The 20,787-nt window shown below is 41.3% G+C and carries 27 protein-coding genes; 5 read left to right on the top strand and 22 right to left on the bottom strand.

The window, feature by feature from the left end:
* Positions 1-17: 17 nt before the first annotated feature.
* Together FDX04_RS08845 and msrB are read right to left on the bottom strand one after the other, a co-directional pair.
* Complete coding sequence (locus FDX04_RS08845) at positions 18-293, bottom strand: YeaC family protein (protein ID WP_079224512.1); 276 nt, start codon at positions 291-293, stop codon at positions 18-20.
* Between the two features lie 42 nt (positions 294-335).
* A complete protein-coding gene (gene msrB / locus FDX04_RS08840) occupies positions 336-749 on the bottom strand; it encodes a peptide-methionine (R)-S-oxide reductase MsrB (protein ID WP_006684886.1) in 414 nt (137 codons plus the stop codon).
* 341 nt (positions 750-1,090) lie between these two features.
* On the opposite strand from msrB, the gene gapA reads away from it, so the two are divergent.
* Together gapA and FDX04_RS08830 are read left to right on the top strand one after the other, a co-directional pair.
* Positions 1,091-2,086 (top strand): glyceraldehyde-3-phosphate dehydrogenase, encoded by a 996-nt coding sequence (gene gapA, locus FDX04_RS08835; protein WP_003030697.1) that lies wholly within the window; start codon positions 1,091-1,093, stop codon positions 2,084-2,086.
* 198 nt (positions 2,087-2,284) lie between these two features.
* Positions 2,285-3,169: a D-hexose-6-phosphate mutarotase gene (locus FDX04_RS08830; RefSeq protein WP_137370810.1), complete on the top strand. Its 885-nt coding sequence runs from the start codon at positions 2,285-2,287 to the stop codon at positions 3,167-3,169.
* A 62-nt stretch (positions 3,170-3,231) separates the two neighbouring features.
* Here FDX04_RS08830 and FDX04_RS08825 read toward each other — a convergent pair whose 3' ends face one another.
* The 5 genes from FDX04_RS08825 to FDX04_RS08805 form a co-directional block, all read right to left on the bottom strand.
* Entirely contained in the window at positions 3,232-4,086 is an 855-nt protein-coding gene (locus FDX04_RS08825; RefSeq protein ID WP_137359978.1) for an aldo/keto reductase, read from the bottom strand.
* Between the two features lie 179 nt (positions 4,087-4,265).
* Positions 4,266-4,616 carry a hypothetical protein gene (locus FDX04_RS08820; protein ID WP_137359977.1) on the bottom strand — a complete coding sequence of 117 codons (351 nt, stop codon included), beginning with the start codon at positions 4,614-4,616 and terminating at the stop codon, positions 4,266-4,268.
* A gap of 10 nt (positions 4,617-4,626) precedes the next feature.
* A complete protein-coding gene (locus tag FDX04_RS08815) occupies positions 4,627-4,869 on the bottom strand; it encodes a hypothetical protein (protein WP_137359976.1) in 243 nt (80 codons plus the stop codon).
* A 571-nt stretch (positions 4,870-5,440) separates the two neighbouring features.
* Positions 5,441-6,187, bottom strand: a complete 747-nt coding sequence (locus tag FDX04_RS08810; protein WP_042308904.1) for a MipA/OmpV family protein — start codon at positions 6,185-6,187, stop codon at positions 5,441-5,443.
* Positions 6,188-6,789: 602 nt separating this feature from the next.
* The gene (locus tag FDX04_RS08805) at positions 6,790-7,518 is read right to left on the bottom strand and encodes a methyltransferase (protein WP_137370809.1); all 729 of its coding nucleotides are present in this window, start codon (positions 7,516-7,518) and stop codon (positions 6,790-6,792) included.
* 45 nt (positions 7,519-7,563) lie between these two features.
* Between FDX04_RS08805 and FDX04_RS08800 the strand changes: the two genes are divergently transcribed.
* Both FDX04_RS08800 and FDX04_RS08795 read left to right on the top strand, forming a co-directional pair.
* On the top strand, positions 7,564-8,415 hold the full coding sequence (locus FDX04_RS08800; RefSeq protein ID WP_137370808.1) for a DUF2806 domain-containing protein: 852 nt from the start codon (positions 7,564-7,566) through the stop codon (positions 8,413-8,415).
* Between the two features lie 308 nt (positions 8,416-8,723).
* Complete coding sequence (locus FDX04_RS08795) at positions 8,724-9,176, top strand: hypothetical protein (RefSeq protein WP_137370807.1); 453 nt, start codon at positions 8,724-8,726, stop codon at positions 9,174-9,176.
* Between the two features lie 6 nt (positions 9,177-9,182).
* On the opposite strand, the gene FDX04_RS08790 is transcribed toward FDX04_RS08795, so the two are convergent.
* The 6 genes from FDX04_RS08790 to FDX04_RS08765 all read right to left on the bottom strand — a co-directional run bounded on the left by FDX04_RS08790 (position 9,183) and on the right by FDX04_RS08765 (position 11,975).
* On the bottom strand, positions 9,183-9,434 hold the full coding sequence (locus FDX04_RS08790; protein ID WP_137370806.1) for a DUF2746 domain-containing protein: 252 nt from the start codon (positions 9,432-9,434) through the stop codon (positions 9,183-9,185).
* A gap of 16 nt (positions 9,435-9,450) precedes the next feature.
* A complete protein-coding gene (locus FDX04_RS08785; RefSeq protein ID WP_137370805.1) occupies positions 9,451-10,110 on the bottom strand; it encodes a hypothetical protein in 660 nt (219 codons plus the stop codon).
* Between the two features lie 262 nt (positions 10,111-10,372).
* A complete protein-coding gene (locus FDX04_RS08780; protein WP_137370804.1) occupies positions 10,373-10,663 on the bottom strand; it encodes a hypothetical protein in 291 nt (96 codons plus the stop codon).
* Positions 10,660-10,971, bottom strand: a complete 312-nt coding sequence (locus tag FDX04_RS08775; protein ID WP_137370803.1) for a hypothetical protein — start codon at positions 10,969-10,971, stop codon at positions 10,660-10,662. Before FDX04_RS08775 ends, FDX04_RS08780 begins: the two co-directional genes overlap by 4 nt.
* 3 nt (positions 10,972-10,974) lie before the next feature.
* Entirely contained in the window at positions 10,975-11,547 is a 573-nt protein-coding gene (locus FDX04_RS08770; RefSeq protein WP_249935522.1) for a hypothetical protein, read from the bottom strand.
* The gene (locus tag FDX04_RS08765) at positions 11,544-11,975 is read right to left on the bottom strand and encodes a hypothetical protein (protein ID WP_137370801.1); all 432 of its coding nucleotides are present in this window, start codon (positions 11,973-11,975) and stop codon (positions 11,544-11,546) included. Before FDX04_RS08765 ends, FDX04_RS08770 begins: the two co-directional genes overlap by 4 nt.
* 41 nt (positions 11,976-12,016) lie before the next feature.
* Here FDX04_RS08765 and FDX04_RS08760 point away from each other — a divergent pair, with 41 nt between their 5' ends.
* Positions 12,017-12,469, top strand: coding sequence for a glycoside hydrolase family protein (locus tag FDX04_RS08760; protein ID WP_137370800.1), 453 nt, complete (start codon positions 12,017-12,019; stop codon positions 12,467-12,469).
* Positions 12,470-12,496: 27 nt separating this feature from the next.
* Here FDX04_RS08760 and FDX04_RS08755 read toward each other — a convergent pair whose 3' ends face one another.
* Genes FDX04_RS08755 through FDX04_RS08715 form a run of 9 tightly spaced genes read right to left on the bottom strand, consistent with a single transcriptional unit; the run spans position 12,497 to position 20,768 of the window.
* Positions 12,497-15,754 carry a fibronectin type III domain-containing protein gene (locus FDX04_RS08755; protein WP_137370799.1) on the bottom strand — a complete coding sequence of 1,086 codons (3,258 nt, stop codon included), beginning with the start codon at positions 15,752-15,754 and terminating at the stop codon, positions 12,497-12,499.
* Positions 15,755-15,756: 2 nt separating this feature from the next.
* On the bottom strand, positions 15,757-16,152 hold the full coding sequence (locus FDX04_RS08750; RefSeq protein ID WP_137370798.1) for an ornithine carbamoyltransferase: 396 nt from the start codon (positions 16,150-16,152) through the stop codon (positions 15,757-15,759).
* Complete coding sequence (locus FDX04_RS08745) at positions 16,137-16,763, bottom strand: DUF2163 domain-containing protein (RefSeq protein ID WP_137370797.1); 627 nt, start codon at positions 16,761-16,763, stop codon at positions 16,137-16,139. The genes FDX04_RS08750 and FDX04_RS08745 overlap by 16 nt, the downstream gene beginning before the upstream one ends.
* On the bottom strand, positions 16,756-17,316 hold the full coding sequence (locus FDX04_RS08740; RefSeq protein ID WP_249935521.1) for a hypothetical protein: 561 nt from the start codon (positions 17,314-17,316) through the stop codon (positions 16,756-16,758). Before FDX04_RS08740 ends, FDX04_RS08745 begins: the two co-directional genes overlap by 8 nt.
* A 60-nt stretch (positions 17,317-17,376) precedes the next feature.
* Positions 17,377-18,750, bottom strand: coding sequence for a hypothetical protein (locus tag FDX04_RS08735; protein ID WP_137370796.1), 1,374 nt, complete (start codon positions 18,748-18,750; stop codon positions 17,377-17,379).
* A 54-nt stretch (positions 18,751-18,804) separates the two neighbouring features.
* Positions 18,805-19,575, bottom strand: a complete 771-nt coding sequence (locus tag FDX04_RS08730) for a hypothetical protein (RefSeq protein WP_137370795.1) — start codon at positions 19,573-19,575, stop codon at positions 18,805-18,807.
* On the bottom strand, positions 19,562-19,921 hold the full coding sequence (locus FDX04_RS08725) for a hypothetical protein (RefSeq protein ID WP_137370794.1): 360 nt from the start codon (positions 19,919-19,921) through the stop codon (positions 19,562-19,564). Before FDX04_RS08725 ends, FDX04_RS08730 begins: the two co-directional genes overlap by 14 nt.
* Before the next feature lie 32 nt (positions 19,922-19,953).
* Positions 19,954-20,253 (bottom strand): hypothetical protein, encoded by a 300-nt coding sequence (locus FDX04_RS08720; RefSeq protein WP_137370793.1) that lies wholly within the window; start codon positions 20,251-20,253, stop codon positions 19,954-19,956.
* Between the two features lie 50 nt (positions 20,254-20,303).
* Positions 20,304-20,768 (bottom strand): hypothetical protein, encoded by a 465-nt coding sequence (locus tag FDX04_RS08715; RefSeq protein ID WP_137370792.1) that lies wholly within the window; start codon positions 20,766-20,768, stop codon positions 20,304-20,306.
* Positions 20,769-20,787 lie beyond the last annotated feature (19 nt).

The raw sequence follows: 20,787 nt of genomic DNA, 5'->3' as shown, positions 1-20,787 counted from the left end.
CTGCCGGGCCAGGATTCTCAGGATTTGAACGTTGCTATAGGCTCAGGCGTAATACCAAATTCGACTTTTAGCTGCTGCTTGCTCTTCATCACCATCTCACCGTTGGTATCAATCGTCATATGCTGCGCATCAACGTTGTTGCGCGCCTGCCATAACATCACCAGCTGTAAGCTGTTCTCTTTTTGTTCCGCCGTTAGCGCCACGCCATCCGGCCATTTTCCGAGTTCAACGGCGGTAGATAAGCGCTGATAAACTTCCGGCGTCATGCTGTTGATCATCTCATCAAGATTCATGTTAAATCCCCTCTCCGTAGAATAATTTGCTGAATCGTTTCTTCAGCCCTTAATTTGTTCACCGTTTTCGCCATCGGTAAAGTTCAAAGAGGCTGAGTTGACACAGTAGCGCTCGCCGGTAGGTTTTGGGCCATCCGGGAAGACGTGTCCCAGGTGCGCATCACAGTTCCCACAGCGGATTTCAATGCGCTGCATACCATGCGAGGTATCTTTTATGTAACGGATAGCCTCTTCGCTGACCGGCTCGTAAAAACTGGGCCAGCCGCAGCCAGAGTCATATTTTGTCTCGGAACGAAATAGCGGTTTATCGCAGATCAAACAGTGGTAGATGCCGTCACGCTTGTTATGCAGCAAACGCCCGGTAAATGGCGGTTCTGTCCCGTGATTCTGCGTCACGTAGAACTGCATTTCTGTTAAATTTTTTTTCAGTTCTTCTGGAGAAGGTTGATTAGCCATTTGCTCACATCTCGCTTTATCTAAACTCACATCGCGAGACAGATTCTAACAAAACATTAACACCGGAGTGCGAACTTTTGTTCTAAACTTGATCCTTGCGAAATGGCAGCCTGCAATTCGTGATCAGAATCACGTTTTTATCTTGATTGCCCTTTAAAATTCGGGCCGCCGACCCCATGTGGTTTCAAGCCCAAAGGAAGAGTGAGGCGAGTCAGTTGCGCAAAGCTTAGGCAGCAGATTGATTTGTCGCAATGATTGACACGATTCCGCTTGACGCTGCGTAAGGTTTTTGTAATTTTACAGGCAACCTTTTATTCACTAACAAATAGCTGGTGGAATATATGACTATCAAAGTAGGTATCAACGGTTTTGGCCGTATCGGTCGCATTGTTTTCCGTGCTGCTCAAGAACGCTCTGACATCGAGATCGTTGCAATCAACGACCTGTTAGACGCTGACTACATGGCTTACATGCTGAAATATGACTCCACTCACGGCCGTTTCAACGGTACCGTTGAAGTGAAAGACGGTCATCTGATCGTAAACGGTAAAAAAATCCGTGTTACCGCTGAACGTGATCCGGCTAACCTGAAATGGGACGAAGTTGGTGTTGACGTAGTAGCTGAAGCTACTGGCCTGTTCCTGACAGATGAAACCGCTCGTAAGCACATCACTGCTGGCGCGAAAAAAGTGGTTCTGACTGGTCCGTCCAAAGATAACACTCCGATGTTTGTTAAAGGCGCTAACTTTGACAAATACGAAGGTCAGGACATCGTTTCTAACGCTTCCTGCACCACTAACTGCCTGGCTCCGCTGGCTAAAGTTATCAACGACAACTTCGGCATCATCGAAGGTCTGATGACTACTGTTCACGCGACCACCGCTACTCAGAAAACCGTTGATGGCCCGTCTCACAAAGACTGGCGCGGCGGCCGCGGCGCATCCCAGAACATCATCCCGTCCTCTACCGGTGCTGCTAAAGCTGTAGGTAAAGTACTGCCAGAACTGAACGGCAAACTGACTGGTATGGCGTTCCGCGTTCCTACCCCGAACGTATCCGTTGTTGATCTGACCGTTCGTCTGGAAAAAGCTGCTTCTTACGAAGAAATTAAGAAAGCAATCAAAGCTGCTTCCGAAGGCCCGATGAAAGGCGTTCTGGGTTACACCGAAGACGACGTAGTATCTACCGATTTCAACGGTGAAGTTTGCACTTCCGTGTTCGATGCTAAAGCAGGTATCGCACTGAACGACAACTTCGTGAAACTGGTATCCTGGTACGACAACGAAACCGGCTACTCCAACAAAGTTCTGGATCTGATTGCTCACATCTCCAAATAAGTTGAGATGAAACAGTAATCTGTAAGAGCGACTATGGTCGCTCTTTTTTTTGCCTGAAGATACCCGTCATACTTCGAGTTGCAGGTGTGTTGGCTACGCTCTCTCACCCGAATCACTTACTACAGTAAGCTCATCGGGGTTCGTTCACTTGCCGCCGTCCTGCAACCCGAATTATTTAGGGTTAAAAAGGATTGCGTAATGATTAATAAAATTTTTGCACTTCCGGTAGTCGAACAAATTGCCCCGGTACTCTCCCGCCGTCAGCTTGATGAGCTTGAGGTCATTGTTGTCGATCACCCGCAGGTTAAAGCCTCTTTTGCGCTGCAGGGCGCACATCTTCTTTCCTGGAAACCAAACGGTGAAAAAGAAGTCCTGTGGTTAAGTAACAATACGCCGTTTAAAACCGGTGTTGCGCTGCGTGGCGGCGTACCGATTTGCTGGCCGTGGTTTGGCCCTGCCGCTCAGCCTGGCCTACCGTCTCATGGTTTTGCCCGTAACCTGCCATGGACGCTGAAAGCGCATAACGAAGACGAGAATGGTGTAGTTCTGACGTTCGAACTGCAAAGTAGCGCTGAAACGCGTCAGCTTTGGCCGCACGAGTTCTGTCTGCTGGCCCGTTTCAAAGTGGGCGCCACCTGCGAGATGGAGCTGGAAGCGCACGGTGAGTTTGAAACCACCTCCGCGCTGCATACCTATTTCAATGTGGGTGATATTGCGGCAGTGAAAGTCAGCGGTCTTGGCGATCGTCTGATCGATAAAGTGAATGATGCCAAAGAAGACGTACTGGCTGATGGTATCCAGACCTTCCCGGACCGTACCGATCGTGTCTATCTGAATCCGGAAGCATGCAGCGTCATTCATGATGATGCGCTGAATCGCAATATTGACGTAATCCACCACCACCATCTGAATGTCGTGGGCTGGAACCCAGGCCCGGCGCTGTCTGTCAGCATGGGCGACATGCCGGATGACGGCTACAAAACGTTTGTTTGCGTAGAAACGGCTTACGCCACGGCACCGCAGAAAACCACCGAAGAAAAACCGTCTCGTCTGGCACAAACGATTCGTGTTGCTAAACGCTAAGATCATGTTAGTAGCCTGATAGTGTTTGCGCCGTCAGGCAACTCAGCACGCCATGCGGCAAATCAGGCCATATCCAGCGCCGTTTTACCTTTTGGCGCCGGATATGCCTTATCTAACTGCTTCAGCTCATCGGCAGAGAGCCTTATCTCCAGTGCCGCGGCGTTCTGTTCGACATGCGCCACGTTTGCGGCTTTTGGAATGGCCATCACCCCCGGAAGACGAATAACCCATGCCAGCAAAATCTGCGCAGCGCTGGCATTGTGGGCGCGCGCAATGCCATTGACCACTGGGTTAGAAAGCAAGTTCCCCCGGAGCCGCCCTGCCTGAGCCAGCGGACTGTAGGCCATAACCGGCATCTGCTGTTGCTGGCACCATGGCAGTAAATCATATTCAATGCCGCGCGATGCTAAATGATAGAGCACCTGATTAGTTGCACACTGCCGTCCACTCGCAACCTGCCATAATGCCTGCATATCATCGTAATCGAGATTAGAGACGCCCCAGCGGCGGATTTTCCCCTGCGCGATGAGTATTTCCATAGCGTCGACGGTGTCAGCAAATGAAAAGTCTCCCGTCCAGTGCAACAAATAGAGGTCCAGATAATCGGTTTTCAGACGACGCAGACTGGCTTCGCAGGCGGCGATCGCTTTCTGACCCGCGGCATTCCATGGGTAAACCTTCGAGACTAAAAAAGCGCTATCACGCCGACCGGCCAGCGCCTCGCCAACAACCTCTTCCGCTGCACCATCTGCGTACATTTCGGCTGTATCAATCAATCTCAGGCCCAGATCCAGCCCAGCTCGTAAAGCGGCAACTTCATCCTTGCGTCGACCAGGATCTTCGCCCATATACCATGTCCCCTGCCCAATAGCAGGCAGCGATACCTGCTCCGTAAACATCACCTGTTTTGCTGTCATCGCACCCTCCTGTGTTAATGCCCCACAGTAAAGCAAAACAACAGACATGTGTCCTGTTATGGTGCACAAATTGCACCATCATAGTTTGGCGTGTCGCCCGTTAATGCGATTAAAGTAAAAGGCCCAGGCTCTGATGCTGTCCCGGGCCGAAATAACGAATAATTATAGCTGTACAGCGCTTATTTCAACCGACCTAAATATTTACCTTCTTTCATGGCGTTAATTTTTCCATTTTTATAGACGATGACGGAAATCAAACCCGCACTGTAGGATTGTGCATCCGCATTGTTTTCATCGTTTGCCGCAGGGCTGCCATTAATATATGCAATACCATCAGCACCACGTTTAAAGTCCACGCCCAGTTTATTCACATGCACGGGTGTGGTTTTGCTGGCGTGCACCGGGGCATTAGCATCGCTGACCTGAGTTTTGTGTTCATGCTGTAATTGCTGACGGTATGCTTCGCTAATAGCATAAGCAGGCGCAGCAAATGAAGCCACCAGCGCAGCGATAATAATCAATTTCTTCATGAGTTAAACCTTAGTATTTTTCGTGTTTGTGGTGATGGTCGGAATGGGTGCCATCAGAGCTATACAGATTTTGCGCATTTTCCAGGGCCTGTTTTTCAGCCGCGGCATTGGTTGTCGCCTGACGGTTTTGTTCGGCGATGTAGCAGGCATCGCGGCTGATCCCTTTGCTTTCGCATGCACTCATGCGTGAAGCCTCGCTGGTACATCCAGCCAGGATCCCGCCCATCACAGCTATCATGATTAACTTTTTCATTATTTATACCAGGTTTTTACTCAAGATATCCTCGTGGCATATTTAAGGCCTTACCACGAGAGTTGCTATCACTACTTTTAAAGTTTAATGAATATCGGCAATAGGATATTTAATGTCAATTTTAATTTTTTCAGACAAATACCTAAAGGATGTAAAATAAAAACAAATGATTAATTTTTATTTTTTTCACCTGAAAGTTAACATTCAAAACAAGCCAAAATAGTTACCAGTTGTCTTTATACCACTTGAGAATAAATACCCCGCGCATCGCGATACAACAAACCCTGTATTATCAATAAATTATGAAGCCAGAAAACGACAGCCCAGAACAATAAATCATTAAGGCATGGCGATATTACCTCATGCAAAAAACAATAGCTATCAGGCTAATCAAATGAGAGGTTTATTTTTAGTAACGGCAAAAGAAATACCAGGTTAAATAATCGTTGCGGCCAGGCGAAACATAAAACCACTATAAAAATGCAATCTCATGTTTTAGATCAATATTCATCCCCGCAAAACATAAAAAAAGCCTGCATGTCTGCAGGCTTGTGTTTGACACGCAGTAGCATCAGAACTTGTAGGTCACACCTACCGAGAAGATGCCAGACCAGGACTTATCGACCATCGGGCTATCCTTCACTTCATCACTCAAACGCACATAACGGCCAGTGCCGTATACGTTCCAGTTGCCAAGGAAGTTATAGCTCGCGGTCAACTCCAGGTATGGATCCCACCCATCGTCAGCGCTGTAGCTTTTCAGACCACTGCGGCGAGACTCGTGATTGGACACGCCATAATAATAGTCGTTGTAGTTTTCGCTGCTGTACTGCACACCGATACCCGGCGTCAAAGTCAGCGCACCGTTAGTGTAACGGTAGAGCCATGCCAGATCCCAGATAAAGCCGTTGCTGTTATCCAGGGTATCACCCGCCAGAGCGGTACGCAGGAAACCATACTGGGTGTTATGTACATACGAGAGGCCAGCCATCAGGCTGCTTTTACGCTTGTCGAGTTGGCGCAAAGCATGGCTGTCGCTGTCACCCGGCTTGAAGTGGGTCGGATCATAGTATGCCATGATGGAGAGCTTATCTGCCGCGTCATTCCACAGATAGTAGCCGCCACCCAGACCGTGGAACCAGACGTTATCGCCTTCATAGGTGACAACCGGAACGGGATAAACATCGCGGTCATACTGTTTGTACGGGCTGTTAATCACGCCGACACCTGCACCAACAGTCCACTGGCTTTCCGCCTGTGCGGTGCTAACTGCGGTTGCGGCAAGGACGCCAAGTGCCAGAAGTTTGAGTTTGGTCACAATCCATAATTCCTTATTCAAATGTGTAGCGGTCAAAGTGTAATCGCCAATACGCTTCAGCCCAACTATTTTACGTATTAGTCCAGGAATGTAACCCCCTAATTTCTCAACGAGTGATGACATTTTGCTTGCAGGACAGTGAACACCGCATGAAATCTGCCCCATTTCTTTACATAAGGTGTGCTTTTTTTGCTGATGAGTTATTGATATGCCGTTGAAATTCATTTGCGCATCCATGCAAGTTTTGCAAATGCCATCTACGCTTAATTTTAGAAGGTGTATCACCGAATACGTTGATCTCCTGACCATCAAAATGGCATGAGAGTTGCTTATTTCTTCAGCAGCGACGTCGTTCAGTTTACCTCTTCAGGGGCCTCTACTATTCATATGAACGGCTCTTAACATGTGCTAAAAAACGAAAGGACGCATAAAATCATCAATGGGAACATTAAAAAAAATCAAAATAAAATTCTATATGATTGTTTTATCATTATAAAAATTTTTGATCCCTAAGTTCAAAACTGCTTCTATCATCATCTAGCAGACACCGGGGCGATGCCTTCCTCAGCCCAAAAGAGAACTAATATTGGATTCATAGTTAACTAAAGATTAGTACCGTCATAGTCCACTAACACCGATTCACACGTTACCTTCGTACCGTTCCATTGGTCACGGTAAATTGATGTATCGATGCCCACACCAGGATGTAAGATTAGCCCCGTATCCTTTTCAAATTTCAGGTACTTGGTTGTCTGTACTGAACGGTCATAGTACGTGTGGCCTGAATACTTAAATCCCGCACTACCCTGTGGAACAATCCATGCCCCATAGCTGGAATACTCCCTTGCCCTATCAATTATCTTGTATTCAAATTCACTACCCGTATAACGGCCTGTATACGTCCCTGACGTTTTAATCTTCCCAAATGGGGGATTGCCATACGCTACACGGTAGAAACGTTCTGGTGTGTATTGGAGTGCGTCACCTGTGACCCATTCGGCTTGTGGCAATACCCTCTTTCCAATCATTACGTACTCTGGATTCAGTTCTACACATGTTATGTGCGATGGTTTATTACGTATGAATTGGTAGTAGCTAAGTCGCCCGATACCCGCACATAATTCTATACAGTCATCACTACAGCCAGCATCTAGTACAAAATCCCATGCTAACATCTCGGGTGTAAAGAAAGCACCAGTAGCACCAATACCATCACCCCTATAGTTATTGAAGATAAACTCTTTATCATCTTCTGTTAGTGCTCTATCTGAATGTACTAACTCCATCACTTTTAAATGTAGTTGTGATTCCTTTTTAGTTACTCTTGCCATAAAATACCCTTGTACAGTTGTTGTACGGGTATTTAGGGGAACTCGATGAGCCTTATCGATTTAAGTTTGTCAGGATTATCAAAACCTGGAACAAAACTTATTGAAAAAGTCAGTGATGCAATTGGCGTGCTTTATGAACCTACAAGAATCCGGAAAAAAGCGAAGGCTGAAGCTGAAGCTAAACGTACAGAGCTAATTTCGAGGTTAGAGCTTGAGGGAATAGAAAAACGGGCAGTTGAGCGTTTTCTCAAACGTGAAACTAAACGACAAGAAAACATTGAAAATATTACAATGCAAGCAGCACAAAGCCTATCTGAGGCTGATAATGTTTCTGATATTGACGAAGATTGGATAGAGGCTTTCTTCAGAGAGTGTGAGGATATTAATGACGAACAAATGCAAACGCTTTGGGGAAGAATTTTATCCGAAGAAGCAAAGTCAAAAGGTTCTTTTAGTCGTAGAACCTTAAAACTATTGTCAACCTTAAGCAAAGAAGAAGCGAATCTTATTACTTATTTTGGCAAGTTTGTTTGGCAGGCGAGTAACCTTACTCCAATTTTATTGACCGATGATAATGGGAACACTGAAGGTATAACCTTCAATGAACTTTCTGTTTTAGACTCTTTAGGAGTTATTCAACAAGGCATTGGCTACCATTTAACCTTCGGTAGTAAAAAAGGACGTATTGGCTATTACGGAATGGCATTTTTAGTTGAATTTCAGAGCGATGATTCATCAACTTGGAATCTACAAATAGGAACGGCTTTACTTACGCCTATCGGTCAAGAATTGATCAGAATTTGCGGCTCCACTCCAGATATTACGTATGTACATAAATTCCTCAACAAAACAAACGTTGAAGGAAGCCAAGTAAAGCTATCAATGCTTACTATGTAAAAAAGGCCGGATTACCGGCCTAAGTTCCACTAACCATAATTAAAAACACCTGCAAGAAATGCTCTAATTGGCCTGTATTGCCACTAATCTAAAATGCATCAGTGCTGATACAATAATCCAGCAATCACGCTAATGGTAAAATTCCTGTAACATTAATCCACCCTATAACCTCTTTATCAGCATATGTTATCTATTCACCAGCATGCACTAACTTCTTAGACCTATTATGATTAGTAGATTTCTTTTTTGCTACTTTTGCCATAAAATACCCTTATACAATTTATGCTCAGGTAGTTAGGGAACTATTAATGAAAACCTTCAAACTATTAGCAGTAGTTATAGTCATTACATTATTATCTATAGCCACTAATATTGCGTTGATTTATCTATGCCCAGATACTGATTATTCACTTTGGGTTAGTGCACAATCTTTGATCTTGACATTCATTGCGGCTACTTATTGTGTAAAAACTAAGATAAACCAGTTCCTAGAAAGGGAAATTGATCTTATTGGTGTGTTTAGTGTGGCTGTTGGTATAAGTGCATCCATAACATCATTTTATGTAAATGATAAGTTTAAATTCCCAGATACCTTAGTATATTCCATAGTAATTGTTCTAGGGATTGCATTCATCATTTGGGATTATAAAACTTTTAAAAATAAAACAACTCGGCACATGTCAAATATAAAAAGCACCTCTACGTTTAGAGAGACAAATAGCCAAATAGTCATAACCACAAGAATAGATAAAGCCCCATAAGGGGCTTCATTTAGATTTTAACATTCCTTTGATTTCGGAAATATCACTTTTTATTTCTGAAAGTTCCCTTACAACTTCATATAGATCGTCTACGTCCCGTTCGGTATTTGTAGTACGTGTTTCTAATACCGCAAGTTTACTTTCAATTTCTCCTATTCTACGTTCTGCATCTACAATTCCTTTTCGATGAGAAGTGAATAATCGAATCACTATTGTAAGGCCAGCAATAATTAGACCCCCTATCGCTATATAGTCCATTATTTTTATCCTTATATTAAAATGTATCGTACACGTCTGTGTTTATGTAATAACATGTACGGTTTATAACCCCTTCATTCTCGTTTCCATATACGCCATCTTCCACTTGGGTTGATGCACGTTCGATTAAATTACCACGTGCATTAAAACTACTTGAGTAGTAATAGCTACCTTCTTCCTCTAAAATTAATGCCCACTGGCTAGCACCAGGCATTACAGCACATCCATGTGATATAGTTATTGGGCGTTCTGTTAGAGGGATATTATAGCGTTTCATTTCTAGCGGTATCATTGTACCATTCCATGTTAATTGACCCTGTGCATTGTATACTGCCATTCCCCAATATTCGGGAGTGGGTACAATGTTAGCGAATACATATACCATGAAAGTTGATGCGGTAGGGTTGGCAAATCCACCCGTCCCCGCACTTAGTACATCATACTGCCATGTACCACCCTGTTTAATCATTCTACCGTTGAACGTTTGATTACCATTGATCTGTTTTGTGAAAATTACACACGTTTGATTCTGATTGATACCAGTATTAATAAATGCGTTTAATTGTCCTGATGCGGGTAAAGTCCATTGAAAACGGTTTACTAGATTTAATGGAGCCGCTTCTGGTGTTATCCAGTTCCTACCATTACTATCTGATATCAGTCCACCATATGCCATTATACACCCCTGATTGTTATAATTAGTGGGCGTAGGGCTGACACATTAGAGTATGTAACCGTCCATCCGTTTACTGTTGCTGTACTGAGTCCACGATCACCATTGATTAGGATCTCCGTAGGCCATGCTTCTAAGACCCATCCAGCCATCGCCGGATATGACACTGTACCGCTACCATTGGTAATAACTGCTAGTACGTTAGTTGGGTTGGTAACGGCATTCATCATAATACCATTACGTTGTACTTGAAAACCGTATGCCATTACATCCCCCCTAACATTAACTGTAGTAGTGCAAAGATCTCACCCAATGGGAGGGAAAAAAGCACAATACCAAAGGCATCTAATAGAGGTACTAGAATGTAGTTCCATGCGATGATTGATCCCAACACATAAAACATAAAGTTACGACCATTAAAACCTTTCTTGATTTCTTCGCGGTTGGTTTCGTTGGTTTCTTCAATCTGTAGTGTCTCTTTAGTTTTTTCTTTTTCGTTTTTATTCTGGAAAAAAGATAATCCAGATTTGATTAGTTCTACAATTACCGTAATCATTCTATAATACCTACGCAGTAAGCATGTACTCTCATACCCTTAACAAATAGTTCACTATAGCCAGCTACGTATACATCAAAGCCTACGCCGTGTAGTTCCCAACGTAGTACAGTACCCGTTTTAATTGGCTGTTTACGCTCATAGATTACATTCATATGCTGTGATGTATCGTAGTTGCTCTTTTTCAGTACCTTACTTATTTTCTTATTAACAAAATAATTGGGGATCGGTTTACTATTTGCCATTGGTGTAAGTCCATCCAATGTTATGTACGGTGTATCAGTGTTGAAATGATCTTCAAAGTCCATTACTCATCCTTTTTTAATTTTAAAGTGTCCTCTGATGCCGCTTATAATTGCAATAGTTCCTTTTTCGGCTTCATTATAGAAGTCGTATACTAACTTACGCCGCTTATTCTCGCGTACACCGATTATTCTCTTAGTCTTTTCTTTTGTATCTCGTTTAGTAGTATCTATGAGATATTTCTTACCGTTTTGTACTACCGTATTATATTTACCTTTTGCCAAACCGCTTTTTAATTGGGATATATTACCCTGTTTGGTTAAACGGGCTTGGCTAGTGGGGATGAATTTCTTAATGAAAGTTGGCTTAACAATAATATCATATAGGTATTCTGCCTGTACGTCCTTAACCATAATAGTACAGGTAACGCTAGTAGTATTTTTCTTATAGAAGAATAAGATTGCATTATTGGTAAAAGGTACTGGACCTTTATCAATTGCCGCTGACATATCGGCCTGAATCTTACGTGATAATTCTCTAGAACGTCTAATTACTTCATTCTGAAATTCAGTACCGAACCGTTTACCCTCTTTATTGAGATAACCCTTCGCACTGGATAACCCCGTAACTTTTAATTTCATAACCATTCCTCTATAGTTTGTATGATACCTTTCATTTTTCTTTTCCTATCACCCGTTGGAATTCTACATTTAGTCATCATTGCCATGTTTAGAATGTTATCATCCAGTGAATGCAACATTATTAACATTGATTCTGCATAGTTGGCTTCGGTCATAGTTTCAAATCCCCATAGAATAGTACGGGTATATTCCATTCCTGAGTCGATCATCTTTTGTACTTTCTTAGATGAAGTTTTATATTCACGCCACCCGTTTTCTTTTTCAATACCAGTTAGTTTTGTTGAATCCTTTACCCCTTTCCAGATCTGTTTTACACCGATGTATTTTTGTTCTGTTTCTGGAAAGTAAAATACATATACAAATCCAACACTACTACCATCTAATAAATCGTTTTCCGTCCAATCTGGTGAATACTGCCATTCTTCCATAAATACCCTTATTAATTATTATTATATAGGAGTATTTACCGATGGATTTAAAACAACGTTTAATTAATTATGAAGGTACTAAAGAATATCAGCAAACACGCGGATACTATAAACAAGGCAAGTTTTGGATGTATAAAGATAGTGAAGGATACGACACTATTGGATACGGTCATTTAGTGCTCAATTCTGAGCGTGAAAAGTTCAAAGATGGTATTACCCCAATTGATGCCGATTTACTATTGGCATGGGACATTGACCGAACCAAAAAAGATGTACAGACACTAGGTCTTACCCTTCCTAAAGATTGGGAAGATTTTATGATCATTATGGTTTTTCAGTTGGGATTATCCGGTACTAAGAAATTCAAAAAGATGATTGCAGCACTACAAAAACAAGATTGGAAGGAAGCAATTAATCAGGCCAAAGATTCACTATGGTATAGGCAAACACCTAACCGTTTGAATGATATGGTAAAGAATTTAGAACACAAATAAAAAGGGGGCATTAAGCCCCCTTTATTATTATAAACGTCCCATACGTACACGTAATACGCCGTTTGCGTCAAATACTGATATTCTATCTGGTTCGATAGACATACGCCCTTGACCCGCTGTATTTCCGTTAATATATATAGTACCGCTTTTGTTAATTTGCCAGCCTGTGCTATTAGCTACGTAGTTAGTAGATTGAATAGTATTTGCAATCTGTGCTGAACCAATTTGAGCATTACCAATTTTAGCAGTAGTAATACTTCCATCTACAATTTTAGCTGTATTAACTGAAAGGTTTGCTATTTTGGCATTGGTGATTGCTGCATCGCCAATTAGGGCTGAACCTATAGAGCCTTCCTGGATTAATGCCGTCTTTATATATGTACGTCCATTAACAATAGAGAACGGGGCTGTACCTCCTACCGTTGCTACTGTAGAACCGGAAATTACGAATTTATCTGCTGCAAAGTAAATTGCTGAGTTATTACTTGTACCTTCACTGGCAACTAAACGCATGCCAGCTACTGTACCACCTGCATTAACTGAAAGTGTATATTGTGCATCTACTGTAGATTTATCGGCCTTAGTAACCATCTGTTGGTTAACACTGGCTATATTACCATCTACTTCACTTTTCAATTGTGTAATTTGCTGTGTTGTTGCCGTATTGTTATCTACTATAGTTTGATTCATTTCAGTAATGGCAGCATTGATTTCATTATCAATCGTATTCTGAATTACTGTAACCTGTGTATTGGTATATGCGTTACTTTCATTAACTGCATTCTTTAGTGTTTCATCTAGTCGATTATTCAAATCTAGAATACTGTTTATTTCGCCAGCGTCCTGCTCTGTGAATTGATATCTAGAGTTAATACTTATAGATTGCTCTGCGGTGTACTGTACGTTGTCCTGTCCGAAAATATCAAAGAATCCAATCTTAACCTTATAATCACCATCTGTGATGTTTGGTACGCTATCAAATTCTGGCTTGTTACTTACGAATATACGCGTAGTTAGTGCTGACGTTAATGAAATGATACATCCTGCATAATCCCGTTCTGTTGATGGAGTCCATGAGCAAAATAGATTACCGAATCCACCACCAATAGTTAAACCTGTCGCTAGTTTGGCCTGTTTGTTCTCTACAGTGATCTTAACTTCCTGTGAATAGGTTCCCGTACTGTAACCCTGTGCAATGATCCCAATGGTAGGTTTACGTACCTTTGCTTCATTCAGTGCTAGAGTGTAATTAAAGAAGTTCTCTTGTGTATAGAAGGTTTTCACTAGTGAATTACCATTATATACGTTAATTACGTAGTACCGGAAATAGTCAATAAATGCACCACCATTTACGGGTAGGTTCTTTTGGTTATCCCATCGAATATTAAAATCACCCGAATCTGTGACGAATGTTGATTCTGTACTGTTTGAAAGAATAACACCAGTTACTGATGGTAGCGTAAAGTTATATGCTGGCTTAATACCTGTTAGGGTTAGTTTTGCACTGCGGCGGTTTAGGATGTTATACGCCTCTACCGCAAAGTCATATTCTGTATCTTCACTTAGACTATAGATATCAAAATCTGTAGCAAGTGATGATACCGATCCCGCGTACGTCCACTGTGTAGCCGTACTGAGCTTGTAGTACACGTAGTAGCCGCGTAGGTTAGGATCTGGTGATGCAGTCCATGATACGTTAACAACGTTGCCTGTCGTTACTGTACCCTTTCTAGTGACCTCTAGGTTAGATGGGGGAATTACGGTAGTTATATTACCAGTACCGCCACTAATCGATCCCGCCGGAGGGAATACCATTGAATCATCACCATCGAATATTGCATCTGGGTATTCAATTGCCGATACTTGACAATAACCTACATTTTCCTGATCCGTTGCGATTGATTTAGTTAATACCTTAAACTTACCATTAATACCTAATTCGGTATTTTTGATTGTAATTGAATCCCATACTTTAAGATCCCACGCTTCGGATGTAGCGAATTGTACCGTTTTAAGTGCAAAACGTGCCTTGCGTAGTTCACTGTTTGCAAGTGTAGTTACTGTCTTTTCTGAGTAGATCCATGAAAAATCCCTGCTTAGTGGGATTACCTGACCATCACCCCGAATTACTTCATCAGTGGAAATATCACTTGGTATACGGATTATATCTGTACTGTACTGGTTCTTAACACTAGTAAACTGACAATCTAGAACGTTGTAGTAGTCCTGATTACCGGAAGTGATTACCTTCAAATCACCGACCATATTACTTTCATCGAATGATTGTACTGATAGAGTTTTTCTATCTACCGTTAGGCAGATCTGCCCACCATGTACATAAGTAATCCCGCCGAATGTTTGTAGTATGTTTTCAATATTCTTTTTGAAAGTATCTTGATATGAAATTGCACCATTTGAATAGTACCCAACACTTTGAGTATATGCCGCCACTTCATGGAATGATTCAATATTAAACAATGCAGGTTCTAACCCCATACCGTAAATGGTATTGGTCATATAGTCATATATCTGGCTTACGGGGCATGAAGTAGCGAATGTAGTACCAGATGTAAAATCATAGATTTCCTGACCTTTCATTTCCACATTCATTGTAAAGTTGTCATTAGTTAAAATGTTTTCTTCTAAACTGGTTTGTGTCTTTTTAATTACTGCATAAATGGATACTACACCTTTACCGTAAAAGTTATCTTTCCACTTATCACCAGCATATGATTTAGCAAGTGTAGAAGTGGTTGTATAGTCTCCACCAAATCTAACTTCTAATTGTAGGTAAGGTCTGAATCTTTCATCAATTAAACCATTAGCTACAATACCATCAGTAGTGATCGGTCCTGCCAGTACAGGCACGTTATCAAAAAATATTTGTTCAATATTCTTCTGTACACCCGCCATTGCTACAACTTGGGATGAAAAGAAATATTGTGAATCGTTATCTTTAACACCGTACCAGTTATTAATAGTACCCGTTAATACGAAAGATCCGTTTAGTTTTGCGTCGTCTTTATGGGGGTATTGTCCACCATAGATTACAGGTAGACCAGTAGCAGGGGATGTAGAACGGTTCAATGTTTCCGTTACATCCCCATAGCCCTGTGCACCAATCTGTGAAAGCATACTAGTCGCTACTAGTGATACTGCACCCGCTGCCGCACCCCACCCGATAGCGGCCATTGCCGTACCACCGGAAAAATATACTGCCGCTGCAACTACAACGGCTGTTAAAATCGCCCCAAAAAACTTACCAATGCCGCCACCGCCGCCCATAATTAATTATTCCTTATTCTGTAATAAGTCCCATCCTTTCTTTTTGGAACTAATTTAAATTCTGTATGTTCTGTATTTACCCCTAATAAACGTCCAGAAATGACAATAGCTACGGTATGGGGATTAGTTGGATCTAACCAAATATCACCATCGATTGTATATTTCACTTCATCGGCATGTTGTTTGATAATATCTGCTGTACTCTCAAAACCTAGATCATTTAGGTTCTTAATACCACTACGTAGGCTGTTATAATCGGCTTTAGATTCCCAATCTGTACCCGCAATACTATCAAGTATGCGAATTGCTACAATGTTACAATCATTAGTACCGTAAACGTAGGGTGTATATAGTGCGTCTTGGCATATCTGTACTATTTCATTTATTTGTAACGCCATACTTGATCTTCCTTGTTCACCTGTCCCAATAGAGACATAATAGCGTCATTGGGGTAATAACTTTGATATACTGAATTAGCTGCTAGAGTTTTCGGGCTTAGGTCTAAACGCTTATATACTGAGTTTACTGTTACTTTCATTTCGTTAATCTCACTAAAGGGGTTTACAGTACATTGAAAGTTTTCGATAAATCCGGTAAACATTCTTTGTTGATAGATTGGTGTACTGTCATATGGGTTTAAAATAATTAATCCAATATTCAATTGTGCTTTATCCAATTGCCCGGACATTGCCATGATACGTGTGGCGTTATCTACGTTGGAAATAGTAAAATCAATTGAATCATTACTAATACCCTTTTCTTCACTAAATGAAGGTAAAGAGTCCTGTACTAGATCGGGAAATGATTGGTATACAACACCATTTAATTCTAATTGGGTGAATCCATCATTCCAGTATATGGCATCACTTTTACGTGGGTACACTTCGAATATAGTTACATGTACGCCCATAGACATTACATCGGCTACAGAAAGGCGTGTAACCTTCTCACCGCGTAGTAGTTCCAAATAATTAATAAGTTGGGGATTAGTTAGAATAGAATCATCCATTACGTAATACCTCCGTTGCGTTGAACTGTACTGTACTGACACTCTGAATAGGCATATCAAATGATTGATCTACATCTAGTGATAGTTCAATTTCTAGATTGTTATATTTTAATGGTTCGTCTACGTTAACATCTGCACGTAGTTGTGGGAAGATAGTAAGAGTATTGCCATTCTTTTCTACGATTTGATATAGCTTTTTATGGTTGGTAAATTGAACCATATCACCTACACGTAGTGCATTAGTGGATGCCGTTACAAGCATTGAACCTTTTGATGCCTTTGCACGTACTGTAATAGCCCCCTGCTCTGTTCCCTGATATTCACCTAATCTACCTAGTGAAAAGGTAAATGCTTTACCCTGTTGATATTGTGCAATAAAGGATTGCACTTCGTGGCGATCCTTCATTTCAAAGGTTAGTGTAAATTTCATTGTGTAGTATTGAATGCCGACACTACGGCGTAGTTCTTCACCCGTCCATGATCTTTGTGAGTATTGCGGTACTGTACTTGATAGTGCTACACCATTCACTTTAATATTTTTTGAAAAATTCATTTTAGATTCCTTCTAATAATTCTCCTGTATTTATAAAGAAAGGGGCATTAAGCCCCTTCATTATGTATTACGTTTCTGACTGCTTCGTACTGCCTGAGCTACGTTATTCTGGTTTTTCTGCAACATCTTATTCCAAGTTTCTGGATCATCTACGTTACCTTTAACGATTAGTGGGGAATAGATTGTAATCCCTTCACCAGTACCGGAATAATTACCAGATGAATTCTTTTGTTCTTCCAAGAATGCAGTTAACTGTTTATTAGCTTCTGGTTGTACTACACGTTCACCCGCTTTTAGTAGGAATGATTTATTATCATAGGCAGATGGTAATTCATCTACACCACCGTGGAATTGACCAGATGAAGCCCCCCTAGCAGTACCGATAATACTCATACCCATAGCTGCAATCTGTGCATAGTTTGCTATGTTCATAGGCCACGGTGTAGCAAGTGCACCTGCTAATGCTTCCTGTATTTTCATAATAGTCATAGAAATACTTAGACCTTTCTGAATAGCAAATGCTGCTTCTGCCGCCCCGGATGATTCACCGAATGCCGCCGCCATACCTTGACCTATTTGACCGAATGAATTTTCCATGCCCTGTAATAGCTGCATAGATTCTTGATTCTGGATCTGTACGGCACGTTCTGCATAGTACGCCGTAATTTCACTTTTACGTTTCTCGTATTCTTCATGCCCTTTGAGTAGTAGATCATTCTGCTGTAGTGCTAGATTTAGTTCTTCGTCATTACGGGCTAATGCTCTATCAGTATTTGGAACACTACCGATACTACTAGCCTGTTGATCTGCTAGATATCCCTTTTGATCCTGGTTCAAAGCACCAGACTGTAGAAGTCCGATATTGTTTTTCATCTGTTGGTTGGGATCTTGATAACCAATCATTTGATTAATCATATCAGTACGGGTAGCTGCTGATGATAATTGTTGCTGTAGTAGTAAACTGTTTAGATCACCCTGAGATAATCCTAGTGTTTTGGCACTGTCTTTAATCTTCTGTACTAGTTCTTTTTGTTGACGGTCAAAGATTGCTAATTGACGTTCATTAGTACCGACTACCATTTCTGTAATGGCTGCATCTAAAGTTTTCTGTGCGTTAATACGTTCCTGTGCTGCTTTCTTATCTGCTATACGCTGACGTGCTGCTGCTGCGTCCCGTTCCTTCTGTAGTTTATCGCGTGAATCCTTTTCTACCTTTTCGAACTTTTGCATTTGATCGGTCATACGTTTAAATGCGGCATCGCCCTGTTCTTTATTTGATTCTAAAAAACGTTTAGTAGTTTCATCAATTACCGATTGATCATTAGCTTTAGCTGCTGCCGATACATTACTATTTTTACCTAGTGAATTTAACTGGCCTGTACTCATACCGGAAGGGGATACACCTTTAAAATTCAGTTCTTCGACTGCCTTCATAAAATCACTATCACCCCATCCTTTATTAAACCAATCCCATAGATCATTAAATTCTCAAATTACGGGGTGCATGAATTCATATAAAAATTCCTGTCCTGTATTGTTTAGGTCGGCTAGGTTATTATCAAACTTTTTATATTCTCTAGCTAGTTCATCAGTAACTGCTACTGACTGATTAGAGATTGCATTCAATACTTCCTGTTTACTTCCTAGATCGTTATATACAGATCCTAAGCGTGATGCGTCACTAGCAATAGCCTCTAGTGCGAATTTCTGCTCTGCTGCCGATACACCCGCACGTTTCATAGCGTCCATTAGGTGTAGTGTAGCTTTAATACCCCCATCAGGTTGATTAAGGAATTGTGAATACTCCTGAATATTAAAGCCCATATCTTTAATTACACTAGCGAATTCACCACCACCGGATACTACGGCATCGCCCATTTTATCCATTACATCAGTATTGATATCTACTAGTTTTTCCATGCCTAGACCAGTATCACGGAATGTTTTATCTAGTTTCTGTAAGTATGATACGGATAAACCTGATTGGGAGGACAACTGATTTAGTTCTTTTACTAGTGCATTAGTCTTTAATGCGAGTCCACCAATAGCACTAACTGCAATACCTGCACCAGTTGCAATACCCGTAAGACCAGTAGAGATAGTACCGAAAGCACCGCCCAAGTTTTGAGACATTCCACCTAAACCACCGCCCACATTTTTACCGAATGTAGTTAGTTTCTTTTCTGCGGAATTTAAACTCTTTTCTAGTCCTGTACTATCACCAACTATCTCTACTTTTATTTTTTCATTTTTTGCCATTTCCTTTTCCTTTCATTTGGGCAACTTGTGCCTTTATAGCATCACCAATTTTATTTAACTCCGCTGTTTGACGGTCTTTAGTAATGCGTTCTATACGCTCTTTTCTTGTTTCTCGGTCATCCAGTATCCCTAAAAAGTCGAAATCTTTTGATTTGATTTTCCTTGCGATCTCTTTAGTCATTCCTGGTGTATTCATTGTCATGGTATGGCAAAGATGTGTATAAAATAACATATCCATTTTAGCCCCTGATGGTTCAATGAATTGATCATAAATTAGTAATGCTTCAAATAAATCAGGATCTAAATCTTCAAATTCTTGGGGGCTTAACCCCCGTTTGTTGATCATTTTTAGGTAGTAGCGTAGTTCTGGTGACTCAATTACTTTTTTTCCATTTCATCTACTTTATCTGCTTCCGTAGCCATAGCTAGAATTGCATCATAAAGTTGTTTTTGATAAATGAAGTCAATAGCCGTAACATTAATACGTCCGTCAATGTCACTATCAGCAAAGATAGGATCACCATTTTCATCTTTAGTACAGTACATAATAGTACGTTCTACAGTGTCACACTTTGCAATGTCACGTGCGGTAGGACGGTGAATATATACGGTTTCCCCTTCAATCTCGAATGGTACTAGTTTTGGTTTTAATTTGTTCTTTAGGTTTTCAATATTCATGTGTTTCTCCAATAAAAAAGGTGACGACATTTTGCCATCACCTTTATTTATTATGGTAGAGGTAGTTCTACTAGACCTGAATCAATTGCTGCACCATCCACGGCAAGGGTGAATGCTTTCGTTAGTACGGCGTCCTTGTCCCCATCGATAGTAGTGCTGGCAACGAAACAAGTATAAATTACAAAAAAGCCTTCTTTCATCGAAGCATCAGTAAAGTATTCTAGTTTAATCTGGCAGCGTTTTTGTTCGTCTGCTAGTTGTTCCAATTTCTGGTGTACTGCTGAATCTGGTAGATAGTTAACCATTAGTTCAATATCTGGAATTGATTTAGTACCAAGTAGCTTACGGTTGTATGCACTGTTAAAAGTTACAACGTCAATTACTACTGATTCAAAACCGGAAGTAGTGAAAGATGCCACTTCTGGAACTTCTACGAAATCAGTTGCGATAGTGCTACCTGCACTAGAACCTACTGAAACACGCAAATTACTGCCGCTGAAAATATCCATAGCCATTATTTTATATCCTTATATA

The sequence above is a fragment of the Citrobacter sp. wls615 genome (assembly GCF_005281355.1).
In the GTDB taxonomy this organism is placed as follows: domain Bacteria; phylum Pseudomonadota; class Gammaproteobacteria; order Enterobacterales; family Enterobacteriaceae; genus Citrobacter; species Citrobacter werkmanii.
This window is presented reverse-complemented; position numbering and strand designations above follow the sequence as displayed.